This is a genomic window from Rhizobium sp. RU36D, from assembly GCF_900176345.1.
Classification (GTDB): domain Bacteria; phylum Pseudomonadota; class Alphaproteobacteria; order Rhizobiales; family Rhizobiaceae; genus Allorhizobium.
This window is the reverse complement of the sequence record NZ_FWXU01000021.1, coordinates 44,367-68,033: the sequence shown is the minus strand read 5'-3', so window position 1 is coordinate 68,033 and position 23,667 is coordinate 44,367. Positions and strand designations below refer to the sequence as shown.

The following is a 23,667-nucleotide window of genomic DNA, read 5'->3' as shown; positions in this document are numbered from 1 at the left end:
ACCACGCATGGATATGAATGGCAGCGAGCGGATCGAGGCACCGGTCGACGCGGTATGGCGCGCACTCAACGATCCTGAGATCCTGAAGCAGGCGATACCCGGATGCGAAAGCCTCGAAAAGACATCCGACACCAACATGACCGCCAAGGTCGTGTTGAAGGTGGGGCCGATCAAGGCGCGCTTCGAAGGCGCGGTGGAACTGCAGAATCTCAACCCGCCGCATTCCTACACCATATCGGGCGAGGGCAAGGGCGGCATTGCCGGCTTCGCAAAGGGCGGCGCTGATGTCTCCCTGGAGGCCGATGGACCCGACGCCACGATCCTGAGCTATACCGTCAAGGCGGAGGTGGGCGGCAAGATCGCCCAGCTCGGCAGCCGCCTGATTGATTCGACCTCGAAGAAGCTCGCAGGCGAATTTTTCTCCAAATTCGGAGAACTGGTGGCCGCCGGCGCCTGACGACAGCATTTTGACAGCTTTCTCTTTGATAGCTGCATCACCGGAAACGCTGGGGCGTCGCCGGTGATGCGTTCGTGAACGTCTGTTCCTGCGGATCAAATCCGCGTGTCCGGCGTTGGCAAAAGGCCGCCAGTGTGGTCTCAGCCGTGTCCAGCCCGGCGCAAGTGTGCGGCGTTAGCTTGGCGAACATGAATGCGGTGCGCGGCGAAGGAAGGAATGCGTTGATGTCGGATGAGCCAGATCGATTTTTCGAACAGCAGGAAGCGGCTGCGAAAATCCTGCTCGTCGAACGCAAAGGCGACGAACTGACCGACATTCTCGTCGGTGCCCTCCTGGAAACCCTGCATCTGCTGCAAGAAGAGATCGCTGCCGAGACCGTTCACTGAAACCGATCCGGTTGCTGAGGGCAGCACGACCTAGCCGATAAGGCTTTTTATCAGCACCCGCGCCCAGCCATAACCCCGCCTCACCGTCAGCCGTGGCAAAAGCAGCGGATCGTCGTTGGCACGCGCGCGACGGCTTTTGATCGTTGTTGCATTGGTGTAGCCAGCCTCCTCCACCATGTCCCGAACCGCAGCATTCACGCCGCCATGGGGATAGCAGAAGGCGTCCACGGGGCCACCGATCAGATCCTCCAGCCGATGCCGCGAATCAAGGATTTCCTGCCGCGCGTCAGCCGGGGCAATCTGGTCGAGACGCGGATGGCTTGACGTATGGGACCCTACCTCGTGACCGAGGGCGGCCCATTCCCGCAGTTCCGCCTTGGACATGCAGGCCGCCTGCGGAATGCCCTTTGCGACATCCCAGCGATTGAATCCGTCGATCTCGCCTGAAACGAAATAGTTGGTGGCCGTGAAGCCGAGCTCCTGCAGCACCGGCAGGGCATTAACATGGACGTTGCGATAGCCGTCGTCGAAGGTGATGCCGATCACCTTCCCGGTCTTCTTGCCCTCAAGATACGGCATCAGATCGCGCATCGACACGCCGCGATAACCGAACCGCTTCAGCCAGCGCATATGTGACGCAAAATCATCGGTCGCAACGCAGAGGCTGCGCGAGGGTGTTCCGCGCGGGGCCGGCGTGCCGACCTGGTGATACATCAGGATGGGAAAGGCGCGCTGGGTCATGCTGTCGGCGGCGCCTCGGTCGCTGCAATGGGCATGTCCCCGTCAAGCGAACGATCGGCAACTCGGATGCTGGAAAAGCCGGAATGCAGGAGGAGTTGCAGCCGATAGAAAGGCCGCATGATCTCCCGATGAAGCTTGGCCGCCCTGTCGCGCTGCTTTTGCAGCGTGGTGCCGCCGATGGAAGGGGAGATTTCCCTGACGGTGGCGGGGCTGACCGACCAGGGTGCAATGCCGCTCGCCCAAGGCATCTGCAAAAGCGTGTCGACGGGTCGGTCGAACACCTCGGTGGCGCGCAACAATTGCGCGGCCGCGGTCCGGCTGACCAGTTGCGTCACCATGCCGAGCCCGACAAGGCGCGGGGCCATCAGACGAACCTGTCCGGCGACCTTGGTCCTGCAGCCCCATTCCCGACCATCGCGAAACGGAAACCGGATGAACCCGCATGTCTGCAAATTCTCGATGGCGAGGTTGAGACCGGCCAGGAAATCGCCGTTCGGCGCCGCGTCATCCTCCATGATGAGGGCCGCATCGAGATCATGGTCGAGAATGGCTTGCCAGGCGCGGCGGTGCGACAGGAAGCACGCGATCTCATTGCGGCTCAGCGCGAAGGGATAGAGCGGCCGGTGCAGCCTCGGTCGGTAGACGGCGCGAACCTCATCATCGGTCAGGTCGCGACCGTCGACAGCCTCGATGATCCGGCCCGGTAGGGGCAGGGATTCGATCAGGTGCTTGACGTTCGGCGCGCGCGATTGCGCACGGGCGAGATGAATGACGAATAATTCGATGCCCAAATGGCCCCCAAAGGCATTTCCAAAGCGTTGCCGCCTTTCGCCCAGGCGATTCGCGGCAACGCGCTTTGGCGAGCCTCTACAGGAAACAGGGGATTATAGGCTGTCCAATTTTGGGTGATTGCAAAAATACAACCCTGCATGTATCTGAATTTTATTGATAATTGGGTTGATTGCAGGGGTTGGGCCTATGCTGGGGCACGGACGCCGCTCACGCGCACATGCCCGACACATTGCTGCTAGCGATCCGAGCGGAATTCGAAATTGGATTTTTCGGAAAATATAGTGGCGGACAGGGAGGGATTCGAACCCTCGGTACGCTTTCACGCACACACGCGTTCCAGGCGTGCGCCTTAAACCACTCGGCCACCTGTCCGTTACCAGCCAGTGCCATGAGGAGCAACGCAGCCGTTGGGGCGGGATATATACCGAGGATTCATCACGGATCAACCGGAATCTAACAGATTTTTGACTTGCCCGAACAAATCGCGTTTCGATGCTCTCTTGCCTCTCACGCTCCGCTCGGCCTATCTGGCTTGGCGGTGGGAAATTCGGGAACCAACGAGATGATCAGGTTTTTCTTCAGGGCGCTCAGCTTTCTCGCGCTTTTGCTGGCCGTGGTGACGGCGGCGATGGATTCGATCCAGTCGGTGTCCTCGTCCGAGGTCATACTCACCCCCTTCGGTTCGGCCTGGCAGGATCTTGATGCGCAAAGCCTCGATCGAGCCCAGGAAATCCTGGACCGCCATGTCGATCAGGCCTACGTGCTTGCGGCCGTGGACTGGACTCTGCGCCAGCCCACCTTCAGCGTATTCCTTGCGCTTTCCCTGATATTTTGGATGATAGGCTATCGTCGCCCGCCGCCAAGCCGGTTTGCCGCCTGACCGACGGCGGCGCCGCAATGCGGGAGGAGGAAGACGCATGTTTCTGATCGACATGTTCAATCGCAAGACGACGATGCCGACCGCGGAAACGGCTCTGCCCGGACGCAATGACCCCATACCCACGGCGGTCAGTCACCATGTGAGTGGCAGGCCACTTTGGGGCTCCTATCCCTCCGGATTCCGGATCATCCATTTGGGCATGGGCAATTTCTGGTTCGCGGAAAAGGCCTTCTGGACGGTGCCGGGCGTCTGGATCACCGCCTGCGGCTACCAGGGCGGCTTTACCCCCAACCCGACTTACCAGGAAACGATCACCGGTCTGACGGGCCATGTCCATGTCGTCAGGGTCGTCTATGCCCCGGCAGTTCTATCGCTCAAAGACATTTTGAAGCGGTTCTTCGAGGGGCATGATCCCACCCAGGGCATGCGCCAGGGCAATGATATCGGCACTGCCTATCGATCTTTCATCCACGTCGAGGATGATGACGATCGTGCGGTCGCGCTCGCCATGCGGGATGCGTATCAGCAGGCGCTGACGGCCGCGGGCCGCAACGCCAAGGTTGCGACAGACGTGCTCTCCGCGGCCCGCTTCTATCCCGCGGAGGATTACCATCAACAGTATCTCGCTAAAAATCCCGGCGCGCCGGGCGGGTTGCGCGGCCTCGGAATCGCCTGCCCCATCGACTAGTTAAGCGGCAGTTCGAGATCAATTCCGCCAAAAATTTCAGCGTTGTGCGCGGTCCCGGGGCGGAACCCGAATTTCTTTACCAGATGAAAAAAATCGGGTGAATTTTTGGTTCAGCCATGCAAGGATAAATCAAGCTTGGCTGTCGAAAGACGGCCGGCGGCACCGCAGACATGCCTCCTGGAGGCTTGCGGGAGGACCCAAAAAGATCAATAGCAACAACAGGGCTGCACCATGAAGAAATCCCTTTTGACACTCTTTGCACTGGCCGCGATGTCGGCAACGGCGATGGCCGCTGACGTCAAGCCGGCGCTGGTCTACGGAACCGGTGGCAAATTCGACAAGTCGTTCAATGAAGCAGCCTATGCCGGCGCCGAGAAGTTCAAGGCAGAAACCGGCATCGACTATCGCGATTTCGAGCCGACGGGCGACACCCAGGGCGAACAGGCGATCCGCAACTTCGCGTCCAAGGGCTTTAACCCGGTCGTCGCCGTGTCCTTCGCCTGGACCTCGGCTATCGAGAAGGTCGCTGCTGAATTCCCGGACACCAAGTTCGTGATCGTGGATTCCGTTGTCGACCTGCCGAATGTCCGCTCGGTCGTCTACAAGGAAGAAGAAGGCTCCTACCTCGTCGGCATCCTCGCCGGCATGGCATCGAAGAGCGGCAAGGTCGGCTTCGTCGGCGGCATGGATATTCCGCTGATCCGCAAGTTTGCCTGCGGCTACGCACAGGGTGCGAAGGCTGCCAAGGCCGACGCCGAAGTGTTCCAGAACATGGTCGGCACGACGGGTGCTGCCTGGAACGACCCGGTCAAGGGCGGTGAACTGGCGAAGAACCAGATCGACCAGGGCGCTGACGTGATCTATGCGGCAGCCGGCGCTTCGGGTCTCGGCGTTCTCCAGACCGCTGCCGACACCGGCAAGCTGTCGATCGGTGTGGATTCCAACCAGAACCACCTGCATCCCGGCTCGGTCCTGACCTCCATGGTCAAGCGCGTCGACCTGGCGGTTTACAATGCCTATGCCGACCTCAAGGGTGACAAGTTCACCCCAGGCGTCCAGGCACTCGGCGTCAAGGAAGACGGCGTTGCCTACGCTCTCGACGACAACAACGCCAAGCTCGTCACCGACGACATGAAGGCGGCCGTCGAGAAGGCCAAGGCCGACATCATTGCCGGCACGGTCAAGGTTCACGACTACATGACGGACAATTCCTGCCCGAAGTGATCTGATGCGGGGCGCAAGCCGGGCATGATGCTCGGCTTGCGCCCTTTTTTCGTCTGTAATCCGGAGTCCTTGAATGAGCCAAGCCCCCGCGATCGAGCTCATCGGCATCGACAAGAAGTTCGGTGCGGTGCATGCCAACAAGAACATAAACCTGACAGTGGCCAAGGGCTCGATCCATGGGATCATCGGTGAAAACGGGGCCGGCAAATCGACCCTGATGTCGATCCTCTATGGTTTCTACAGCGCCGATAGCGGCACGATCAAAATCGATGGCAAGCCGGTGACCATCAAGGATAGCCAGGCGGCGATCGGCGTCGGCATTGGCATGGTCCACCAGCACTTCATGCTGGTCGAGAATTTTACCGTCCTGGAAAACCTGATGCTGGGCGCCGAAGGCGGCGCGCTTCTGGCCAAGGGCGTGGAAAATGCCCGCGCGGCGCTGAAAAAGCTTGCCGACGATTACGGGCTTGATGTCGATCCCGACGCGGTCATCGAGGAACTGCCCGTCGGCCTTCAGCAGCGCGTCGAAATCCTGAAAGCGATGTATCGTGGCGCCGAGATCCTCATTCTCGACGAGCCGACCGGTGTGCTCACCCCCGCCGAGGCCGATCACCTGTTCAAGATCCTTGGGGTGTTGCGCGACCAGGGCAAGACGGTACTGCTGATCACCCACAAGCTGCGCGAAATCATGGCCATCACCGATACCGTGTCGGTCATGCGCCGCGGCGAGATGGTCGCCACCCGCAAGACCTCTGAAACCACCGTGGAAGAACTGGCCGAGCTGATGGTCGGCCGCCGCGTGCTTCTGCATGTGGAAAAGGGCAGCGCCAAGCCGGGGGCCGTGGCACTGTCCGTGCGCAACCTCACCGTCAAGGACAACAGGGGCGTGACCATGGTCGACAACGTCTCCTTCGACGTCCGGGCCGGGGAGATCGTCGGCATCGCCGGTGTGGCGGGCAATGGACAAAGCGAACTTTTGGAGGCCATCACCGGCATCCGCAAGCCGACATCGGGCGAAATCTTCATCGATGGCCAGCCGGTCGCCGGCTATGATCCGGCAGAGCTGCGTGCCATTGGCCTTGCCCATATTCCGGAAGATCGCCACCACATGGGCCTGGTCCTGAGCTTCGAGGAGCGGGAAAACGCCATCCTCGGCTACCACCGCGACCCGCGTTATGGCGCGGGCTTCCTGCTGGATCCCAAGGCCATCCAGGCGGCTGCCGAGGTCGAGATCGAGAAATACGACATCCGTCCGCCCAATCCCCGGCTGAAGACGGCCAATTTTTCCGGCGGCAACCAGCAGAAGATCGTCGTGGCACGCGAAATCGAGCGTGACCCGAAGCTTCTGATCGTCGGCCAGCCGACCCGCGGCGTCGATATCGGCGCCATCGAATTCATCCACAAGCGCATCGTCGAGACCCGCGACGCCGGCAAGGCCGTGCTGCTGGTATCCGTCGAGCTGGATGAGATCCGCTCCTTGTCGGACCGCATCCTGGTCATGTTTGCCGGTCGCGTCGTCGGTGAAAAGACACCGGAGACGGGTGAACAGACGCTCGGCCTGATGATGGCCGGCATAGCTGCGTGAGGTGACATGAGTACTGCATCCGTATCCTTGCCGAACTGGATCACCTACGCGCTCCTGCCGTTCCTCAACCTGCTGATGGCGCTGCTGATCTCAGGGCTCGTCGTCTGGGTCATCGGCGAGAACCCCATCGAAGCCCTGGTCCTCATGGTGCAGGGCGCGCTGGGCAGCGGCTATGGCATTGGCATGACGCTGTTCTTTGCCACCAATTTCATTTTCACCGGGCTGTCGGTCGCCGTGGCCATCCATGCCGGCCTGTTCAACATCGGTTCGGAAGGCCAGGCCTATCTCGGCGGCCTTGGGGCGGCGCTCGTGGCACTCGCCTTCGATCATTACGTGCCGTGGTATGTCACCATGCCCTTCGCGGTCATTGGCGCTGCCATTTTCGGCGCCGCTTGGGCGTTGATCCCGGCCTGGCTGCAGGCCAAGCGCGGCAGCCATGTCGTCATCACCACCATCATGTTCAATTTCATCGGCGCAGCGCTGATGGTCTATCTGCTGGTGAACGTGCTGATCGTGCCCGGCAAGATGGCGCCGGAGACCCGTACCTTCCTGGAAGGCGGACAATTGCCGAAGCTCGACTGGCTGATGGCCCTGTTCGGCCTGAAGCTTGGCCCGGCGCCCTTCAACGTCTCCTTCCTCATCGCGCTTGTCATGTGCGTGGCCGTCTGGGTGCTGATCTGGCGCTCCAAGCTCGGCTTCGAGATGCGCACGCTGGGCAAGAGCCGCTCGGCGGCCGATTATGCCGGTATTTCCTATGTCAAGATTGTCATCGTCACTATGCTGATCTCGGGCGGTCTCGCCGGCATGATGGCGCTGAACCCAGTCATGGGTGCATCGGGACGCTTGCAGGTGGAATTCGTCGCCGGCGCCGGTTTCGTCGGCATCGCCGTGTCGCTGATGGGCCGCAACCACCCCTTCGGCATCGTGCTCGCCGCCATCCTGTTCGGCATTCTCTACCAGGGCGGCGCGGAACTCTCCTTCGACATGCCCAACATTACCCGCGACATGATCGTCGTGATCCAGGGCCTCGTCATCCTGTTTGCCGGCGCGCTCGAATTCATGTTCCGTCCGGCCATCGTGGTGCTCTATCAGTCGATCGGCAGGAGTATGACGCGCTCAAGGGCAGGCACTGTTCCCGCGGGAGGCACCCATGGATAATTTCGATATTCTGGTCAGCATTCTCGGATCGACCGTTCGCCTGTCGATCCCGCTGATCTTTACGGCTCTTGCGGGACTGTTTTCCGAGCGCGCGGGCATTTTTGATATCGGGCTTGAAGGCAAGATGCTGGCCGCCGCCTTCGCGGCAGCGGTCGCGGCCCACCTCACGGGCTCGGCCCTGACGGGGCTTGCCGCCGGGATCCTGGTGTCGATCGCCTTCTCGCTGGTGCACGGCTTTGCCTCGATCACCAACCGCGGCAACCAGATCGTGTCCGGCGTGGCGATCAATTTCGTGGCCGCCGGCCTGACGATCGTCCTCAGCCAGACCTGGTTCGGCCAGGGCGGTCGCACGCCCCAGTTGCCCGGCACGGCGCGGTTCCAGCCGATCACGCTGCCTGGTGTCGATCTCGTGCGCGATGTGCCGATCATCGGCCCGCTCTATGCCAACGTGATCTCCGGCAACAACCTGCTGACCTACCTTGCCTTCCTCGCGATCCCGCTGTCCTGGTGGGTGCTCTATCGCACGCGCTTCGGCCTTCGCCTGCGGGCCGTCGGCGAAAACCCCGGCGCCGTCGATACCGCCGGTATCTCGGTCACGTGGCTGCGTTATCGCGCCGTCATCGTCGCGGGCTTCCTCTGCGGTTTTTCCGGCACCTATCTTGCCATCGCTCAGTCGGCTGCCTTCATCAACAACATGTCCGCCGGCAAGGGCTATATCGCGCTCGCCGCACTGATCTTTGCCAAGTGGAAGCCAGTGCCGGTCATGTTCGCCTGCCTGCTGTTCGGCTTCCTCGATGCGCTTGCCAATTTCATGCAGGGCAAGTCCATGCCGCTGATCGGTGAAGTGCCGGTGCAGATCTTCCAGGCGCTGCCCTATGTGCTGACCTGCATCCTGCTGGCCGGCTTCATCGGTGCCGCCAATCCGCCCAAGGCCGGCGGCGTGCCCTATGTGAAGGAGCGCTGAGATGTCCCACGAACTGTTCGAGGCGGCGCGCGGCGCCATGGCCTTTGCCCATGCGCCCTATTCGAAATTCCCCGTCGGCGCGGCCATCCGCGCCGATGACGGCAAGGTCTATACCGGCGCCAATATCGAGAACCTCTCCTTTCCCCAGGGCTGGTGCGCGGAACCAACCGCCATCGGCTGCATGGTCATGGGCGGCGGAAAGAAGATCGTGGAAATGGCCGTGATCGCCGAGAAACTGGCGCTGTGCCCGCCCTGCGGCGGCTGCCGCCAGAAGATTGCGGAATTTGCCTCGGCCGGCACCCGCATCTATCTCTGCGACGAAACAGGGGTGAAGAAGACCCTGACCATGGACGAACTGCTGCCCTTTTCCTTCCAGACGGACATCCTGGGATGAGCGAAGCCGCTGAGTTCCTGACCGCCCGCCTTGGCGGCTTCAAGCCCCGTCTTGCCGTCGTCCTCGGCTCCGGCCTTGGCTCCCTCGTGGACGAAATCAGCGACGCGGTGAGCTTCCCGTACGAGGATCTGCGGGGCTTCCCGGTCAGCGGCGTCTCGGGCCATGCCGGCAAGCTGGTTGCCGGCTATCTTGGCGCGCAGCCGATCATCGCCTTGTCAGGCCGGGTGCATTATTATGAGCGCGGCGACGCCAATGCCATGCGCCGGCCGCTCGAAGTGCTGAAGGAGCTCGGCGTGCAATCGCTGGTGCTGACGAATTCCGCGGGTTCCCTGCGGCACGACATGCCGCCCGGCTCGGTGATGCGCATCAGCGACCACATCAATTTTTCCGGCACCAATCCCCTGATCGGAACGGAAGGCGATGGCCGCTTCGTCGGCATGACCAATGCCTATGACGCAAGGCTTGCCGCCGCCATGGATGCCGCTGCCAAGGCAGAAAACATCGAGCTGCATAGCGGCGTCTATATGTGGTTCTCCGGCCCGAGCTTCGAAACGCCGGCCGAAATTCGCATGGCCCGCACGCTCGGGGCCGATGCCGTTGGCATGTCCACTGTTCCGGAAGTGCTGATCGCGCGCTTTTTGGGACTGCGTGTTGCGGCCGCATCGGTTTTGACCAATTATGGTGCGGGGATGACGGGTGCCGAACTCAGTCACGAAGAAACCAAGGACATGGCACCCATTGGAGGTAAACGACTTGCGGCTATCCTGCGGACGATGATCGTCCAGGGTGGCGCGAGCCTTGGAGAGCCATGACATGCGCGAAACAGCGGCGAGAGCCCTGTCCCTTCTGGACCTGACCAATCTCAAGGACGACTGCACGCCCGAGGCGATCGAGGCGCTGTGCGCCCGCGCGCATACGGCCTTTGGCAGCACGGCCGCCATCTGCATCTGGCCCCGCTTCGTCGCCCAGGCGCGCGCGCTGCTGGGGCAGGGCAGTGCGGTGCGCATTGCGACCGTCGTCAACTTCCCCTCAGGCGACCTCGATATCGATACGGTTGTCGCCGAAACCCGCCAGGCCGTGGCTGATGGCGCCGATGACATCGACCTCGTGATCCCCTATCGCGCGCTGATGCAGGGCGACGAAGCCGCCGTCACCGCCATGGTGGCTGCGGTGCGTGAGGCCTGCCCGGCGCCGCTGGTGCTGAAAACGATCCTGGAGACCGGCGAACTGAAGGATGTCAGCCTGATCCGCCGGGCAAGCGAACTTGCCATCGCCGCAGGTGCCGATTTCATCAAGACCTCCACCGGCAAGGTCGCGGTCAACGCCACCCTCGAAGCCGCCGATATCATGCTGCAGGCGATCCGTGACAGTCGCGGCAAGGTCGGCTTTAAGCCCGCCGGCGGCATTTCCACGGTTGCCGAGGCGGCACTGTATCTCAGACTTGCCGATACCATCATGGGCGAGGATTGGGTCATGCCGTCTACCTTCCGGTTCGGCGCGTCGGGCCTGCTGGATGATGTCCTGGGCATCCTTTCCGGCGCCAAGCCGCTCGCCCAGGCATCCGGCTACTGAATCATGATCCCGCAGGAGATCATTCGCCGGAAGCGTGATGGCGCTGTTCTCAGCGCTGCTGAGATTGCGGGCTTCATATCAGGCCTTTCCGACGAGACGATCTCCGAGGGCCAGGTCGCGGCCTTCGCCATGGCCGTGTTCTTTCGGGGCATGAGCTCCGAGGAGATCGTGGCGCTGACGCTTGCCATGCGCGATTCGGGCGAGGTCCTGTCCTGGCAGGGGCTGGGCCGCCCGGTTGCCGACAAGCATTCGACCGGCGGCGTGGGCGATAATGTCTCGCTGATGCTGGCGCCCATCGTCGCGGCCTGCGGGCTGGCGGTGCCGATGATCTCGGGTCGCGGCCTCGGCCATACCGGCGGCACGCTGGACAAACTGCAGTCCATACCAGGCTATAATGTCATGCCGGATCCGGCGCTGTTTCGCCGGACGGTCGATCAGGTCGGCTGCGCCATCATCGGCCAGACGGCGGATCTGGCGCCGGCCGACCGCCGCCTCTACGCCATTCGCGATGTCACGGCCACGGTGGAATCGATCCCGCTGATCACCGCCTCCATCCTGTCGAAGAAGCTCGCCGCCGGGCTTGAAACCCTCGTGCTCGACGTGAAATTCGGCAATGGCGCCTTCATGGCCAGCCTTGAGGAGGCGGAAGCCCTGGCCCAGTCCCTGGTTCGGGTCGCCAATGGTGCCGGCGTCAAGACATCGGCCCTGTTGACGGACATGAACCAGCCGCTTGCCGACGCCGCCGGTAATGCGCTGGAAGTGCGCAATTCAGTGGATTTCCTCAAGGGCAACAAATCTGGATCGCGGCTTGAGGCGGTGACCCTGGCGCTTGGCGCCGAAATGCTGGTGAATGCCGGCACAACCCCAGATCTGGTTGCGGCAGAAACTCTCTGCCGCCGGGCGCTGGACAGCGGGCAGGCGGCGGAGATCTTCGGGCGGATGGTGCATGCCCTCGGCGGACCAGCCGATTTCATGGAGCGTTCAAACGCCTATCTTGAAACGGCGCCTGTGGTGGTCGAGGTCGAGGCGCCGACAGCTGGCTGGCTGTCATCTTGCGACGCGCGGGCGCTGGGGCTCGCCGTGGTCGAACTCGGTGGCGGACGCCTGCGTCCATCCGATGCCATTGATCATCGCGTGGGGCTTGATGGCCTGAAGCCGTTGGGAACCCAGGTGGAAAAAGGCGATGTGATCGCCCGGGTCCATGCGGCAGACCGCGAATCCGGCGCACGCATCGCTGCCGGCGTGGCGGCGCTCTACGTCATTGGCGACAGCGCTCCGACCGAAACGCCCGTCGTGGCAAGGCGCATTTGACGACCGAAGCCTGGGGCATGTCTATGTCGGTGTTTGCGGGACAAGCCCTATCGCTTGAGGCTCATGCGGTCGCCATTGACCGTATAGCCGCCGAGTTTCTTGAGAAAGCTCATGCCGATCAGCGTTGACGAGAGTGCGTTGTCGCGCAGCACGAAGGCATCGACATTGTCGACCCGGATCCCGCCGATTTCGATCTTGGAAAGCTTCACATAGGCGGCATCGGTCTTGCCATTGGCCGTGTTGATCTCGTGCTCGAACTTGAGGGTAGCAGCGGTATAGCCCAGCCGCCGCGCAGTGCTCTCATTGATCGCGACAAGCGAGGCCCCGGTATCGATCAGCCCGTCCACCGGCTTGCCGTTGATCTTGAACGTGCCGCTATAGTGTCCCCGCCCGTCGGCCTTCAGGGTCACCAGATTGGAAGGCGTTGCAGCCATCACAGGTGCTGCCGTCTCCTGGGCAGGTTCCGGCGCTGTGGCCACCTTGGTGTAGATGGCCGGAAACTGGACGGCGGCCACAACCACGAGGGCGGCAAAGACGGAGATCCGCAAAAGCATCTGTTGTTCCTGCGTCATGGACACGCGGCCGCCAAAAGCGGCACGCTGCCACGCTAACCAGCGATGCTTGACAAGCTGCTAAGGAAATCGCGCCGATGCTCGAAGGTTGGCCGCTATCCACGGCCACCTGCAGTCACGGTAAATGAATTGAGGACCGCAGCCCTTATTTCGTGCCGTACATCCGGTCGCCGGCATCGCCGAGACCCGGCACGATATAGCCCTTTTCATTGAGGTGGCTATCGATCGACGCGGTGAAGACCGGAACATCCGGATGGGCCTCGCGGAAATTCTTGATGCCCTCGGGTGCGGCCAGCAGGCACAGGAAACGGATGTTCTTCGCGCCGCGTTCCTTGAGCTTGTCGATGGCGGCGATGGACGAATTGCCGGTCGCCAGCATCGGATCGACGACGATGATCAGGCGTTCGTCCAGCGCATCGGGGGCCTTGAAGTAATATTCGACCGGCTGCAGCGTGTCGTGATCGCGGTAGACCCCGATATGCGAGACGCGGGCGGCCGGGACCAGTTCCAGCATGCCTTCCAGCAAGCCGTTGCCGGCGCGCAGGATGGAGGCGAAGACCAGCTTCTTGCCCTCGAGAACAGGCGACTGCATTTCCGTCAGCGGCGTCTCGATGGTCTGCATCGTCAGTTCGAGGTCGCGAGTCACTTCGTAGCACAGCAGCGTCGAGATTTCGCGCAGCAGCCGCCGGAAGCTGGACGTCGAGGTCTCCTTGCGGCGCATGATCGTCAACTTGTGCTGCACGAGCGGATGATTGATGACTGTGACGCCGTCCATGGATGTATCCCTATTTTCGCTGATAGTCCGTTTTTCCACGTTTGCGCTTGCCTGAGCAAGAGCCGATGGACGCCTTATCCCCCGCAAGATGAACTCAAAGCCTGGCCAACAGCCGGCTTCGCGTCTCCTCGTCCACGAAGGCGGCCTCCAGCGCCGTCCGCGTCATCCGGTCGATCTCCTCGTCGCTGAACCCCATGATGTCAGATGCGATGTCGTATTCGCGTTGCAGCGAGGTGTGGAAGAAAGGCGGATCGTCGGAATTGAGCGTCACCCGCACGCCGGCATCCACGAAGGCGCGCAGCGGATGGCTTTCGAAATCCGGAAATACCTTGAGCGAGATGTTCGATCCGGGGCAGACCTCCAGCACCGTGCCGAGATCCGCGAGGCGCCGCACGAGATCCGGGTCCTCGATGGCGCGCACGCCGTGGCCGATCCGCGATGGCCGCACGAGATCAAGCGCATCCGCCACGCTGAAGGCGCCGCACAGCTCGCCGGCATGGATGGTGATGCCGTAGCCGGCCTCACGGACGATATCGAATGCCCGGGCATAATCCGCCACGCGGTTCATCCGCTCTTCACCGGCCATGTTGAAGCCGGTCACCAGGGGATGGTCGAGCTTTGCCGTCCATTCTGCGCGACGCAGCACGTTTTCCGGACCGAGATGGCGCTCGCCGATGATGATCATGCGGCACTCGATGCCGGTCTTGTCCCGCGCGGCGGTGATGCCGGCGGCAAGCCCGTCGATATAATCGACAGGGTCCATGCCCACCGCCTCGCCGTGATCGGGGGAAATGAAGAGCTCGCTATAGATGGTATTGGCGGCCGCCAGTTCCAGAAGATAGGCCTCGGTCAGGGCGGCATAGTCTTCCGCTGTCCGAAACACCGACGCCACATGATCATAGCAGGCAATGAAGCTGGTAAAATCCTCCCAGACATAGGCACCATCCCGGATGAACGTGGAATGATCGACGCCGTATTTCTCGGCCTGGCTCAGTGTCAGATGCGGCGGGGCGGCGCCCTCAACATGGCAATGCAGCTCGACTTTCTTGAAATTCTTCACAGGAAACTCCGTCCGTGGGGGCCGGGGGCGATGCCGAGATGTGCGGCGATCGTCTCGCCGATATCGGCATAGGTATCGCGAATGCCGACCAAGCGCGAGCGCAGGCCGGGTCCGAAGGACATAATCGGCACGCGCTCGCGCGTGTGGTCGGTTCCGCGCCATGTCGGGTCGCAGCCGTGGTCTGCCGTCAGCATGACGAGATCCCCCGGTTTCAGCCGCCGGTTCGCCTCGGGAATGCGCCGGTCGAAGGCCTCAAGCGCTGCCGCATAGCCCGGCACATCACGCCGATGACCGTAGAGCTGGTCGAAATCGACGAAATTGGTGAAGACGAGATCGCCATCGGCAGCCTCGTCGATCGTCTGCAGCGTCGCATCCATCAGCGCCATGTTGCCATTGGCCTTGATGATGCGCGATACGCCCTGATGCGCATAGATATCGCCGATCTTGCCGATCGCATGCACTTTCCGCCCCGCATCCACGAGACGGTCGAGCAGTGTCGGTTCGGGTGGCAGGACGGAGAAGTCGCGGCGATTGCCTGTTCGCACGAAGGTTGCGGGGCTCTCGCCGACAAAGGGGCGGGCAATCACGCGACCGATATTCAGGGGATCGACCAGCCGCCGCGCCGTCTCGCAGAGCTTGATCAGCCGGTCCAGGCCGAAATGGATCTCGTGCGCTGCAATTTGCAGCACCGAGTCCGTCGAGGTATAGCAGATCGGTTTGCCGGTCAGGATATGCTCGTCTCCGAGCCTGGCGATGATCTCTGTTCCCGAGGCGACGCAATTGCCGAGTATGCCGGGCACCTCGCCCTCACGACAGATCGCCTCAACCAGGTCCTCAGGAAAGGCATCGCCTTCGCTGGCAAAGTAGCCCCAGTCGAACGTGACCGGCGTGCCGGCGATTTCCCAGTGACCGGACGGCGTGTCCTTGCCACGCGATACCTCGCTTGCCGCGCCATGCAGCCCGAACACCCGCTCCGGCACCGGCATGCCGGCGGGATAGTCGCCGCTCGCCAACTTGGCAATGTGCATCAGCCCTATCGCCGACATGTTCGGCAGCTTCAGGGGACCGGAGCGCAGGCCAGCCCGGTCGCCGGCGCCGGCTGCGCAGAATTCCGCGATATGCCCAAGCGTGTTGGAGCCGAGATCGCCATAGTCTTCCGCGTCTGGCGCCCCGCCGATACCGAAGGAATCAAGGACAAAGAGAAATGCACGTGCCATGGTTCACCCGGCCAAAACAGTCTGTCCGGAGAAGCGCGAAAAGCCGCGGTTGGCCGGTGGCGCATGTTTAGCGTCTCGGTGCCGTCTTTGCAAACCGGCCGTCTCGTGGATGGCGCCGCAGCTCAGCAGTCGGTGCAGGCAATGCCGCTGCCCACACGCTGGCGATAGTAATATTCCCGAGCTATGGTGATGGTGTTCACCTCGGTATCGCTCATGCCCGGCAGATACATCACCAACTTATGGGGAATGCTGAGTTCCGAGCGCACCAGGAAGGTGCTGGGTGAAATCATCGCCGCGGGAACGGTGGCGGCACTGTTGGCCACATAGGGCTTGGTGCCGTCATTGGCCCAGGACCAGGCGACCTTGGCATTGCTGGACGCATCGATGGAGATGCCCGTGATCTTGAGCTTCAGCGAACTGCTTCCATAGGGAACGAAGATGCTGGCGGCCACGTCGCCCATGGTGTTGAGGAAGGATTTGCTGACCTTGTCCTGCTGCGTCACCAGGTCGGCCACGGTGCTGGCGCTGTTGGTGGCGCGCTTGGCCACGCTGATGCCGATCGTCAGCTCGAAGGCCATGAGATAGACGACGATCAGCATCGGCATCAGCAGCGCGAATTCCACCGCGCCGACGCCCCTCTCGTCGCCGCGTAGGCGGCTGGCGAGGCGGCAAATCCGTGTTTTCAGGGGCAAGGAGGCGCTGCCGTCGCGCGGCAGGCCGATGTCTTGGCGGCGCGGGCTCACGGGAAATCCTCATTCTGGAAAGCGGTGGTGCCGACGATCAGGAAGTCGGTCGGCATGGAGCCATCCGCGGGGCGGATCGTGGTGATATAGGGCCTGACGATATCGGCGGTGATCTGCCATTTGTAGAAGACGCGCATCATGTTGATGCTCTTCGATCCGCCCGGCGTGAACTTGAAGGACGAGGTATCGAGATCGGCGAAGTCCGCGTTGGAAACCCGCGGAATGGTCTTCGGGATGCTGGAAAAGGAACTGAAGGTGCGCACATCGATGAACAGCTTCTTCGGCGTTGCGATCTCAGCCGCATCGCATTTCATCAGGATCGAGATTTCGTTGCAGAAGGCGGTCCGGAATTCCACTTCGGTCATGTCGCTGTCGCGATTGAGCCCAAAGGTGATCTGTCCCGTGCGAAGCTGACGGGAGACGGTGTTCACCGCATTGGTCAGCAACTGCTCGGCAGTAAAGGCGACGAAGGTTTCGATGATCGCGAAGACGATCATGAAATAGGGAATGGCGAGGATCGCGAATTCGATGGCGGCAGCACCATCTCTAGACCGCGCCAACCGCTTCAGTTTGAAACCGAACCGGCGCCGCGTCTTCATGCCGCCTTGCTGTCCATCAGTGATGGTGGCCATCATGCCTATCCGAAAAGGGGATCATTGGTCCGAAGGGTAGGGACCAAATGTTGATTTTCCGTTTCGCCGGCTTTTACATTTGTACGGAATCGGGAGGCCGCCATCCGGCACCCCGAACACGACGTCCAGGCCCGCTCAAACCGACTAGCCACCGGTTCCCTGGGCCGAATGCTCTTCGCAATTGGGCGTGCAGGACAGGACTGAGCGGCTGGTGGCCTTGAACACGCGCACAGTATTGCCCTCGTCGATGGAAACCAGGATCCGCTCGTCGATGATCGCGTTCCCCTGGGCGTCCAGCAGCACCAGGTTGGTCGTGCCGAAGCTGCGGCCGGTGAGCACGATGGTCTGGGCGTCAGCAACGGTTGCGTCCGCCACCTTGGCATTACCGATGATGACCTTGCTGACCGGGCGGTCGAGCTTCAGCACGCGCGCGTGATCCATATAGACACGCAGCATATTGTCTTCCGCTACCGCTGCGGAAGGGACGGCACAGGCGATGGTAAGGCCAAGCGCCAGGAAATAGCGAATGCTGCTGGATGCCATCGAACATGCCTTGTTTATACTGAGGGCGGAACGGGAATTTCCCCTGTGAAGATGCCCCGGATTGGTGAATGAACGGTTAAGCCGCATGAATTGGGCTTGATGCGCCGTGCAGCAGGCCATTGAGGCCTTCGCGAAGCATTTTCTGCTGCGTTCGAGTGACTATTTTTTCCACCTCGGCGCAGGCATGCCGTTTTGATGCAGCTGTTTTAGCATTCTTGCATGTCAACGGCGCCCGGATTCTCAGCCGCGCGGTCGTTACGCCCAAGCCGAGGCAGCGATTAAAATTTTAACGATCTTGCGGCAAAGTATTGATGCAACAGTACTTGGAGACTGTGAAATATCGCAGTCGAGAAAGCTTCATAAGATTACGCCGCCCCGATTGTTCAGCCATTAACCAATCCCGCCGCAAACGGCGGTTAAGGCCTTGGTAACCGTCTTCCTTAAGCCGATGGAAATGGCCCCCGTGTAGTTTGCAGTCATCCGAGCAACGGCAAACAGTTGCCGGGAGTGCTGAACAAACATCGTGGAGTAGGAGATAATCATGACCAAGCTTTTCGCACGTTTCAAGAATGACGAGTCCGGCGCAACCGCCATCGAATACGGCCTGATCGCCGCCCTGATTTCCGTCGCCCTCATCACCGGCGCGACCACCCTCGGCACCAGCCTGAACAACACCTTCAAGGACATCTCGACCAAGATGGTCACGTCCGAAGGCGCCAACTAACGTCTGAAGGCTTTCCCGCCTGGGACCTATTCCAGAAGCCGCCCGTCAAACGGCGGCTTTTGGCGTTTGTACGACAGGAACGATTGGCGATTTCCTAAGCATTTTCGTCGATGCTGTGGGAGCATCAGGAGGAACATAGCCATGCTGGCAGCGGCCATATTCGTGATCTTCCCCATCTGCCTGGTCATGGCGGCCTGGACGGACCTTCTGGAAATGAAGATTCCGAACCGCATACCCTTGGTTCTCGGTGCAGCCTTCTTCGCGATCGCACCCTTTGCCGGCCTGACGCTGACCGAGTTCGGCTTTCACGTCGCCGCGGGCCTTGCGGTTTTCGCCGTCTGCTTCGGCCTCTTCGCGATCAATGTCATGGGCGGTGGCGATGCCAAGCTCTTGACGGCAGCAGCCCTGTGGTTCGGGCTCAACATGTCGCTGCTGACCTTCCTGATCTACGTCTCCTATATCGGCGGCATCCTCACCATTCTGATTCTCATCGTCAGGGGCAATGCAAACCGCGTTCTGGCCCTTGGCCTGCCGGTGCCAAATTCCATCCTGATGGCCAAGAAGGTGCCCTATGGCATCGCCATCGGCATCGCCGGCATCCTGGCCTTTCCCAGCTCGCCGCTTATGGTGGCAGCGCTTGAAGGGCTTCGCTGAGCCGCGCCTCACGGCCTTATAAAGACGCTGTTAACCAGAATTGTAAGCGTCTTGTTAACCATTATTACACCAATTCCTGATCAATCTGGCTGGGACAGAAGTTTGTCCCGGTCAAGGAAAGATCATGAAACCCGCCCGCATCATCATCCTCGCTGTCGCCGTCGTTGCGGCTGGCATGGCCGGTTTCCTCGCCATGCGGCTCACCGGCGGGACCGCTGCGGTCCAGGAAAGCGTGGAAGCGGTGGTCAAGCGCGAGCCGACGATCAATGTGCTGGTCTCGGCGGCCAATCTTCCCGTGGGCTCCCGCCTCAATGATGATTCGATGCGCTGGATGCCCTGGCCCGAAGGCGGGGTCGTCGAAGGCTTCATCACAGAGCAGAACCGCCCCGAGGCGATGAAGGAACTGCAGGGCGTCGTCGTGCGCCTGCCGATCTTCGAGGGCGAGCCGCTGCGTGCCGAAAAGATCGCCGACAGCTCGAGCCGTATCCTGTCGTCGCTCTTGCCGTCGGGCAAGCGCGCCGTCTCGACGGAAATCACGGTCGCCACCGGCGCCGGCGGCTTCATCCTGCCCAATGACCGCGTCGATGTGATCATGGTCCGCAAGGGTGACGACAAGACCAATTACCTGACCGAAACCGTCCTCTCCAATGTCCGCGTGCTCGCCATCGACCAGCGCATTGAGGAGAGCGAGGACGGCGCCAAGACGGTGGTGGGCACCACCGCAACCCTGGAGCTGACCCCCGATCAGGCCAAGGTCATCATCGTTGCGCAGCAGATGGCAGACCGGCTGAGCCTGACGCTCCGCTCCGTGGCCGATGCCCAGGAAGAAGATACCTCGGCCGCCAACTACCTGTTGAGCGGCGATACCGGAACGCCCTCGATCCAGGTGATCAAGTCCGGCGAAGTGGTCAAGGAAAATACGACGGGGCAGATGCAATGAAGGGAGGCCTCGACATGATCGGCTTGAAGAAGAACCTGCGCCTGGCCCTTTCGGGCAGCATCGCATTCGGCCTGGCCCTGTCCGGCATGCCGGCGGGCTATGTGCCCGCGGCAATCCAGGCCTCCTCGGCATATGCGGCCGCTGAAAGCGTTATCCGCATCAAGCAGTCCGGACCCGGCGCGCGCCGTTCCATCAAGCTCGGCCTCAACAAGGCGCTTGTCGTGGACCTGCCGGAAGACGCCCATGATATTCTCGTCGCCGACCCCGAGATGGCCGATGCCGTGACGCGCACCTCGCGCCGCATCTATCTGTTCGGCAAGTCGGTCGGCCAGACCAACATCTTCATCTTCGGCCCCGGCGGCGAAGAAATCGTCAGCCTCGACATCGCCATCGAACGCGATATCGCCGGCCTGGAAGCCAATCTCTCGCGCTTCATCCCCGAATCCGACATCAAGGTCGAGATCGTCTCGGACAACATCGTGCTGAGCGGCACCGTGCGCACCCCCCAGGATGCGGCGCGCGCCGAAAACCTTGCCAACGCCTTCCTCAAGGGCGGCGAGGCGACCACGCGCAACCAGACCGCCACCGCCTCCAGCACCAGCGGCGACGCCGCCGTCGCCATCTTCGCCGAGGAGCGCCAGAGCTCGCAGATCGTCAACCTGCTCACCATCGAGGGTGAGGACCAGGTGACGCTGAAGGTCACGGTCGCCGAAGTCAGCCGCCAGGTCCTGAAGCAGCTTGGCTTCAACGGCACGATGTCCGATGGACGAAGCGGCATCAACTTCGCCAATCCGTCCAATCTCGGCAATGCCATCGATGTTGGCGGTACGGCAAACGTCCTGGCATCCGCCGGCCGCTATGCGATCAACTCCTATATCAATGCCATGGAGCAGGCGGGCGTGATGCGCACGCTGGCCGAGCCCAGCCTCACCGCGATCTCAGGCGAACAGGCCAAGTTCTATGTCGGTGGCGAGTTCCGCCTTGCTGCCGAGCAGGAAATCGACGTCGATACGACAACCAATCAGCCCACGGTGACCCGCACCACCAACACGGTGGATTACGGCATCGAACTGAACTTCCGGCCCGTGGTCCTGGCGCCCGGCCGCATCAGCCTGAAGATCGAGACCAACGTATCCGAGCCGACCTACGAAGGCTCGGCCACCACGGGCAACACCTTCGCCTCCATCCCCGGCAGCACCTATATGTCGATCCGCAAGCGCGAGGCTTCGACCACTGTCGAACTGCCCTCCGGCGGCTCGATCGTCATTGCCGGCCTCGTGCAGGACAATGTCCGCCAGGCCTATTCCGGCGTGCCGGGCCTCTCCAAGGTGCCGGTTCTCGGCACGCTGTTCCGCAGCAAGGACTTCATGCGCAACGAAACGGAACTGGTGATCATCGCCACGCCCTATCTCGTGCGTCCCGTCGCCCGCAACCAGATCGCCCGCCCAGACGACAATTTCAGCGCCGAGAACGATGCCGCGACCTTCTTCCTCAACCGGGTGAACAAGGTCTACGGCCGCAAGGAAACCGAGGCGAGCGGCCGGTATCACGGCGCCGTCGGATTTATCTACAAGTGAGCGCCGAGGTCGAAATGTCCCTGTCCACGGTCAAGCCCGCAGTCATCGAAAGCTCCATCCCCATGCGCTCCGTCAACTCGACACAGAACTCGCGACCCCTGGCCAATCTGGCGCGCATGGCCCTCGTCATGGGCACGATCGGGCTGCTCGCCGGTTGCGCCAATCGCGACAACATGACCACCGGCTCGATCCCGGATGACTACCGCGCCCGCCATCCGATCACGCTGACCGAAGTCGAGCACAGCATCGAGGTGCCGATTGCCTCGGGGGACCGTAAGCTGACCCAGGGCACGCGCGATGTGATCGCCGGCTTTGCAGCCGATTATCGCCAGCGCGCCACCGGTTCGGTGCAGATGTTCATTCCGCAGGGCGCCTATAATTCCGGCGCCGCCCAGGGCATGCGCAAGGAAATCCGCTCGGTGCTGGCCGCCAATGGCGTTCCCATGCCAAAGATCATCGAGACCAGCTACCAGGCCGGCGCGCAGGACAATATTGCCCCGATCCGCCTGACCTATGTGGCAATGTCGGCGGTGACGGAGCCCTGCGGCAACTGGCCGGCAGACCTGATGAACCCCGCAACCATCGAGAACCGCAACTGGCACAATTTCGGCTGCGCCAGCCAGAACAACCTGGCCGCCCAGGTGGAAAACCCGATGGACCTCGTCGCCCCGCGCAAGATGGCGCCGATCGATGCCACGCAGCGCGCCAATGTCATCGGTGTTTATCGCACCGCTCCCAGCGCATCCGAATAACGGGAATCGGGATCAGAGACCATGACCGCGATCGACTACGATATCCAGCCCCGACAGGACGGGCGCCATGCCCAGACGGAAGCGGCAGCGACAGGCGATCTCGAATCCCTGCGTCCGCTTCCGCGTATCTCGATCCACGCGTTCTGCATGTCCGAGCCCATTCTTCGGGTCATGGAAAAATGCGGACAGGACCGGCGCATGGCCAAGGTCAGCCTCAGGATCACCAATGGCAATGTGTCCGCCGCCGCCAACATGTTCTCGTCGTCGCCGACGCCGAACCTGATCATTCTCGAAACCGATGCCGAGCCAGCCAACCTGATGGAGGAGCTGTCGCCGCTGGCGGAGGTCTGCGATCCCTCCACCCGCGTCATCATCATCGGCCGCTACAATGATATCCCGCTCTACCGGGCGCTGATCCGCAATGGCATCTCGGAATACATGGTGGCACCCGTTTCCATGGCCGATGTCCTCGGCGCCGTGGCGGCCATCTTCGTCGATCCCGAAGCCGAGCCGCTCGGCCGCACCGTCGCCTTCATCGGTGCCAAGGGCGGCGTGGGCTCTTCCACCATCTCGCACAACTGCGCCTTTTCGATCTCCAGCCTCTTCTCCACCGAAACGATCCTGGCAGACCTCGATCTGCCCTATGGCACCGCCAATATCGATTTCGACCAGGACCCCGCCCAGGGCATGGCCGAGGCGGTGTTTTCGCCTGATCGACTGGACGAGGTCTTCCTCGATCGCCTCCTGACCACCTGCTCGCAAAACCTGTCGCTACTCGCCGCACCCTCGCTGCTGGACCGCGCCTATGATTTCGACCGCATGGCCTTTCATCCGGTCATGGAGCTCCTGCAGCGCAGTGCGCCTGTCACGGTGCTGGACGTGCCGCATGTCTGGTCCGACTGGACCCGCTCGGTCCTGTCGGATGCCGACGAGGTGGTGATCACCTGCGCGCCCGATCTCGCCAACCTGCGCAACGCCAAGAACATGTTGGACGCGCTGAAGAAGCTGAGGCCCAACGACAAGACGCCGCATTTCATCCTGAACCAGGTGGGCATGCCCAAGCGGCCGGAGATCGCGCCGAACGACTTCTTCGAGCCGCTGGAAGTGGATCCGGTCGCCATCATTCCCTTTGACGTCCAGCTCTTCGGCAATGCCGCCAATAGCGGCCGCATGATCTCCGAAATCGACGCGAAGTCGCCGACGGCCGAGATCTTCTCGCAGATTGCCCATCTGGTGACGGGACGCGTCAGGCTGAAGAAGGAAAAGAAAGGCGGGCTCGGAAAGATGCTGAGCCTGCTCGGCCGCAAGAAATGACTTTGCTGATCT

Annotated in this window: 27 protein-coding genes and 1 tRNA gene; 18 read left to right on the top strand and 10 right to left on the bottom strand. The window is 61.8% G+C overall.

Features of this window, described 5'->3' with window-relative positions:
• Window positions 1–7 precede the first annotated feature (7 nt).
• Entirely contained in the window at window positions 8–457 is a 450-nt protein-coding gene (locus tag B9A97_RS21715; protein ID WP_084367910.1) for a CoxG family protein, read from the top strand.
• 74 nt (window positions 458–531) lie between these two features.
• Window positions 532–843 carry a hypothetical protein gene (locus B9A97_RS29855; protein WP_179145355.1) on the top strand — a complete coding sequence of 104 codons (312 nt, stop codon included), beginning with the start codon at window positions 532–534 and terminating at the stop codon, window positions 841–843.
• A 30-nt stretch (window positions 844–873) separates the two neighbouring features.
• On the opposite strand, the gene B9A97_RS21705 is transcribed toward B9A97_RS29855, so the two are convergent.
• The 3 genes from B9A97_RS21705 to B9A97_RS21695 all read right to left on the bottom strand — a co-directional run bounded on the left by B9A97_RS21705 (window position 874) and on the right by B9A97_RS21695 (window position 2,748).
• Window positions 874–1,584 (bottom strand): polysaccharide deacetylase family protein, encoded by a 711-nt coding sequence (locus tag B9A97_RS21705; protein WP_084367908.1) that lies wholly within the window; start codon window positions 1,582–1,584, stop codon window positions 874–876.
• Window positions 1,581–2,375: a glycosyltransferase family 25 protein gene (locus B9A97_RS21700; protein WP_084367907.1), complete on the bottom strand. Its 795-nt coding sequence runs from the start codon at window positions 2,373–2,375 to the stop codon at window positions 1,581–1,583. Before B9A97_RS21700 ends, B9A97_RS21705 begins: the two co-directional genes overlap by 4 nt.
• A gap of 283 nt (window positions 2,376–2,658) precedes the next feature.
• Window positions 2,659–2,748: transfer RNA gene (locus tag B9A97_RS21695), tRNA-Ser, on the bottom strand.
• 190 nt (window positions 2,749–2,938) lie between these two features.
• Between B9A97_RS21695 and B9A97_RS21690 the strand changes: the two genes are divergently transcribed.
• The 10 genes from B9A97_RS21690 to deoA all read left to right on the top strand — a co-directional run bounded on the left by B9A97_RS21690 (window position 2,939) and on the right by deoA (window position 12,152).
• Window positions 2,939–3,256, top strand: a complete 318-nt coding sequence (locus B9A97_RS21690) for a hypothetical protein (RefSeq protein WP_084367906.1) — start codon at window positions 2,939–2,941, stop codon at window positions 3,254–3,256.
• A gap of 37 nt (window positions 3,257–3,293) precedes the next feature.
• Window positions 3,294–3,944, top strand: a complete 651-nt coding sequence (msrA, locus tag B9A97_RS21685; RefSeq protein WP_084367905.1) for a peptide-methionine (S)-S-oxide reductase MsrA — start codon at window positions 3,294–3,296, stop codon at window positions 3,942–3,944.
• A gap of 231 nt (window positions 3,945–4,175) precedes the next feature.
• On the top strand, window positions 4,176–5,168 hold the full coding sequence (locus tag B9A97_RS21680; RefSeq protein ID WP_084367904.1) for a BMP family lipoprotein: 993 nt from the start codon (window positions 4,176–4,178) through the stop codon (window positions 5,166–5,168).
• 73 nt (window positions 5,169–5,241) lie between these two features.
• Window positions 5,242–6,753, top strand: a complete 1,512-nt coding sequence (locus tag B9A97_RS21675; protein ID WP_084367903.1) for an ABC transporter ATP-binding protein — start codon at window positions 5,242–5,244, stop codon at window positions 6,751–6,753.
• A gap of 6 nt (window positions 6,754–6,759) precedes the next feature.
• Window positions 6,760–7,911, top strand: a complete 1,152-nt coding sequence (locus B9A97_RS21670; RefSeq protein ID WP_084367902.1) for an ABC transporter permease — start codon at window positions 6,760–6,762, stop codon at window positions 7,909–7,911.
• Window positions 7,904–8,875 carry an ABC transporter permease gene (locus tag B9A97_RS21665; protein ID WP_084367901.1) on the top strand — a complete coding sequence of 324 codons (972 nt, stop codon included), beginning with the start codon at window positions 7,904–7,906 and terminating at the stop codon, window positions 8,873–8,875. Before B9A97_RS21670 ends, B9A97_RS21665 begins: the two co-directional genes overlap by 8 nt.
• A 1-nt stretch (window position 8,876) precedes the next feature.
• Window positions 8,877–9,269, top strand: a complete 393-nt coding sequence (locus tag B9A97_RS21660) for a cytidine deaminase (RefSeq protein WP_084367900.1) — start codon at window positions 8,877–8,879, stop codon at window positions 9,267–9,269.
• A complete protein-coding gene (locus B9A97_RS21655) occupies window positions 9,266–10,081 on the top strand; it encodes a purine-nucleoside phosphorylase (protein ID WP_084367899.1) in 816 nt (271 codons plus the stop codon). Before B9A97_RS21660 ends, B9A97_RS21655 begins: the two co-directional genes overlap by 4 nt.
• Window positions 10,068–10,841 (top strand): deoxyribose-phosphate aldolase, encoded by a 774-nt coding sequence (gene deoC, locus B9A97_RS21650; RefSeq protein WP_084367898.1) that lies wholly within the window; start codon window positions 10,068–10,070, stop codon window positions 10,839–10,841. The genes B9A97_RS21655 and deoC overlap by 14 nt, the downstream gene beginning before the upstream one ends.
• 3 nt (window positions 10,842–10,844) lie before the next feature.
• Window positions 10,845–12,152, top strand: a complete 1,308-nt coding sequence (gene deoA, locus B9A97_RS21645) for a thymidine phosphorylase (protein ID WP_084367897.1) — start codon at window positions 10,845–10,847, stop codon at window positions 12,150–12,152.
• 47 nt (window positions 12,153–12,199) lie between these two features.
• Here the strand turns inward: deoA and B9A97_RS21640 are convergent, their stop codons facing one another.
• The 7 genes from B9A97_RS21640 to B9A97_RS21610 all read right to left on the bottom strand — a co-directional run bounded on the left by B9A97_RS21640 (window position 12,200) and on the right by B9A97_RS21610 (window position 17,694).
• Window positions 12,200–12,706, bottom strand: coding sequence for a TIGR02281 family clan AA aspartic protease (locus B9A97_RS21640; protein ID WP_084367896.1), 507 nt, complete (start codon window positions 12,704–12,706; stop codon window positions 12,200–12,202).
• A gap of 163 nt (window positions 12,707–12,869) precedes the next feature.
• On the bottom strand, window positions 12,870–13,499 hold the full coding sequence (gene upp / locus B9A97_RS21635) for a uracil phosphoribosyltransferase (RefSeq protein WP_084367895.1): 630 nt from the start codon (window positions 13,497–13,499) through the stop codon (window positions 12,870–12,872).
• Window positions 13,500–13,593: 94 nt separating this feature from the next.
• The gene (locus B9A97_RS21630; protein WP_084367894.1) at window positions 13,594–14,559 is read right to left on the bottom strand and encodes an adenosine deaminase; all 966 of its coding nucleotides are present in this window, start codon (window positions 14,557–14,559) and stop codon (window positions 13,594–13,596) included.
• Window positions 14,556–15,776, bottom strand: a complete 1,221-nt coding sequence (locus tag B9A97_RS21625; protein ID WP_084367893.1) for a phosphopentomutase — start codon at window positions 15,774–15,776, stop codon at window positions 14,556–14,558. Before B9A97_RS21625 ends, B9A97_RS21630 begins: the two co-directional genes overlap by 4 nt.
• Window positions 15,777–15,898: 122 nt before the next feature.
• On the bottom strand, window positions 15,899–16,468 hold the full coding sequence (locus tag B9A97_RS21620; protein ID WP_084367960.1) for a TadE/TadG family type IV pilus assembly protein: 570 nt from the start codon (window positions 16,466–16,468) through the stop codon (window positions 15,899–15,901).
• A gap of 47 nt (window positions 16,469–16,515) precedes the next feature.
• The gene (locus B9A97_RS21615) at window positions 16,516–17,118 is read right to left on the bottom strand and encodes a TadE/TadG family type IV pilus assembly protein (protein WP_244564313.1); all 603 of its coding nucleotides are present in this window, start codon (window positions 17,116–17,118) and stop codon (window positions 16,516–16,518) included.
• 177 nt (window positions 17,119–17,295) lie between these two features.
• A complete protein-coding gene (locus B9A97_RS21610; protein WP_084367891.1) occupies window positions 17,296–17,694 on the bottom strand; it encodes a pilus assembly protein N-terminal domain-containing protein in 399 nt (132 codons plus the stop codon).
• 541 nt (window positions 17,695–18,235) lie between these two features.
• On the opposite strand from B9A97_RS21610, the gene B9A97_RS21605 reads away from it, so the two are divergent.
• The 6 genes from B9A97_RS21605 (at window position 18,236) to B9A97_RS21580 (ending at window position 23,655) form a co-directional block, all read left to right on the top strand.
• Window positions 18,236–18,418 carry a Flp family type IVb pilin gene (locus B9A97_RS21605; protein ID WP_084367890.1) on the top strand — a complete coding sequence of 61 codons (183 nt, stop codon included), beginning with the start codon at window positions 18,236–18,238 and terminating at the stop codon, window positions 18,416–18,418.
• A 141-nt stretch (window positions 18,419–18,559) separates the two neighbouring features.
• On the top strand, window positions 18,560–19,072 hold the full coding sequence (locus tag B9A97_RS21600) for an A24 family peptidase (RefSeq protein ID WP_084367889.1): 513 nt from the start codon (window positions 18,560–18,562) through the stop codon (window positions 19,070–19,072).
• 124 nt (window positions 19,073–19,196) lie between these two features.
• Window positions 19,197–20,012 (top strand): Flp pilus assembly protein CpaB, encoded by an 816-nt coding sequence (cpaB, locus tag B9A97_RS21595; protein ID WP_084367888.1) that lies wholly within the window; start codon window positions 19,197–19,199, stop codon window positions 20,010–20,012.
• A 14-nt stretch (window positions 20,013–20,026) separates the two neighbouring features.
• Window positions 20,027–21,589 (top strand): type II and III secretion system protein family protein, encoded by a 1,563-nt coding sequence (locus tag B9A97_RS21590; RefSeq protein WP_143530645.1) that lies wholly within the window; start codon window positions 20,027–20,029, stop codon window positions 21,587–21,589.
• A 116-nt stretch (window positions 21,590–21,705) separates the two neighbouring features.
• Window positions 21,706–22,341: a CpaD family pilus assembly protein gene (locus B9A97_RS21585; protein WP_244564312.1), complete on the top strand. Its 636-nt coding sequence runs from the start codon at window positions 21,706–21,708 to the stop codon at window positions 22,339–22,341.
• Between the two features lie 21 nt (window positions 22,342–22,362).
• Window positions 22,363–23,655: an AAA family ATPase gene (locus B9A97_RS21580; protein ID WP_084367886.1), complete on the top strand. Its 1,293-nt coding sequence runs from the start codon at window positions 22,363–22,365 to the stop codon at window positions 23,653–23,655.
• Window positions 23,656–23,667 lie beyond the last annotated feature (12 nt).

Bases quoted from the DNA above. Each gene is read 5' to 3' on its own strand.
- B9A97_RS21670 (WP_084367902.1), top strand. From the start codon at position 6,760: ATGAGTACTGCATCCGTATCCTTGCCGAACTGGATCACCTACGCGCTC.
- B9A97_RS21705 (WP_084367908.1), bottom strand. From the start codon at position 1,584: ATGACCCAGCGCGCCTTTCCCATCCTGATGTATCACCAGGTCGGCACG.
- B9A97_RS21660 (WP_084367900.1), top strand. From the start codon at position 8,877: ATGTCCCACGAACTGTTCGAGGCGGCGCGCGGCGCCATGGCCTTTGCC.
- B9A97_RS21625 (WP_084367893.1), bottom strand. From the start codon at position 15,776: ATGGCACGTGCATTTCTCTTTGTCCTTGATTCCTTCGGTATCGGCGGG.
- B9A97_RS21610 (WP_084367891.1), bottom strand. From the start codon at position 17,694: ATGGCATCCAGCAGCATTCGCTATTTCCTGGCGCTTGGCCTTACCATC.
- B9A97_RS21665 (WP_084367901.1), top strand. From the start codon at position 7,904: ATGGATAATTTCGATATTCTGGTCAGCATTCTCGGATCGACCGTTCGC.
- B9A97_RS21580 (WP_084367886.1), top strand. From the start codon at position 22,363: ATGACCGCGATCGACTACGATATCCAGCCCCGACAGGACGGGCGCCAT.
- B9A97_RS21640 (WP_084367896.1), bottom strand. From the start codon at position 12,706: ATGCTTTTGCGGATCTCCGTCTTTGCCGCCCTCGTGGTTGTGGCCGCC.
- B9A97_RS21615 (WP_244564313.1), bottom strand. From the start codon at position 17,118: ATGAAGACGCGGCGCCGGTTCGGTTTCAAACTGAAGCGGTTGGCGCGG.
- deoA (WP_084367897.1), top strand. From the start codon at position 10,845: ATGATCCCGCAGGAGATCATTCGCCGGAAGCGTGATGGCGCTGTTCTC.
- B9A97_RS21680 (WP_084367904.1), top strand. From the start codon at position 4,176: ATGAAGAAATCCCTTTTGACACTCTTTGCACTGGCCGCGATGTCGGCA.
- B9A97_RS21605 (WP_084367890.1), top strand. From the start codon at position 18,236: ATGACCAAGCTTTTCGCACGTTTCAAGAATGACGAGTCCGGCGCAACC.
- B9A97_RS21585 (WP_244564312.1), top strand. From the start codon at position 21,706: ATGGCCCTCGTCATGGGCACGATCGGGCTGCTCGCCGGTTGCGCCAAT.
- B9A97_RS21715 (WP_084367910.1), top strand. From the start codon at position 8: ATGGATATGAATGGCAGCGAGCGGATCGAGGCACCGGTCGACGCGGTA.
- B9A97_RS21675 (WP_084367903.1), top strand. From the start codon at position 5,242: ATGAGCCAAGCCCCCGCGATCGAGCTCATCGGCATCGACAAGAAGTTC.
- B9A97_RS21600 (WP_084367889.1), top strand. From the start codon at position 18,560: ATGCTGGCAGCGGCCATATTCGTGATCTTCCCCATCTGCCTGGTCATG.
- upp (WP_084367895.1), bottom strand. From the start codon at position 13,499: ATGGACGGCGTCACAGTCATCAATCATCCGCTCGTGCAGCACAAGTTG.
- B9A97_RS21655 (WP_084367899.1), top strand. From the start codon at position 9,266: ATGAGCGAAGCCGCTGAGTTCCTGACCGCCCGCCTTGGCGGCTTCAAG.
- B9A97_RS21690 (WP_084367906.1), top strand. From the start codon at position 2,939: ATGATCAGGTTTTTCTTCAGGGCGCTCAGCTTTCTCGCGCTTTTGCTG.
- B9A97_RS21590 (WP_143530645.1), top strand. From the start codon at position 20,027: ATGATCGGCTTGAAGAAGAACCTGCGCCTGGCCCTTTCGGGCAGCATC.
- cpaB (WP_084367888.1), top strand. From the start codon at position 19,197: ATGAAACCCGCCCGCATCATCATCCTCGCTGTCGCCGTCGTTGCGGCT.
- msrA (WP_084367905.1), top strand. From the start codon at position 3,294: ATGTTTCTGATCGACATGTTCAATCGCAAGACGACGATGCCGACCGCG.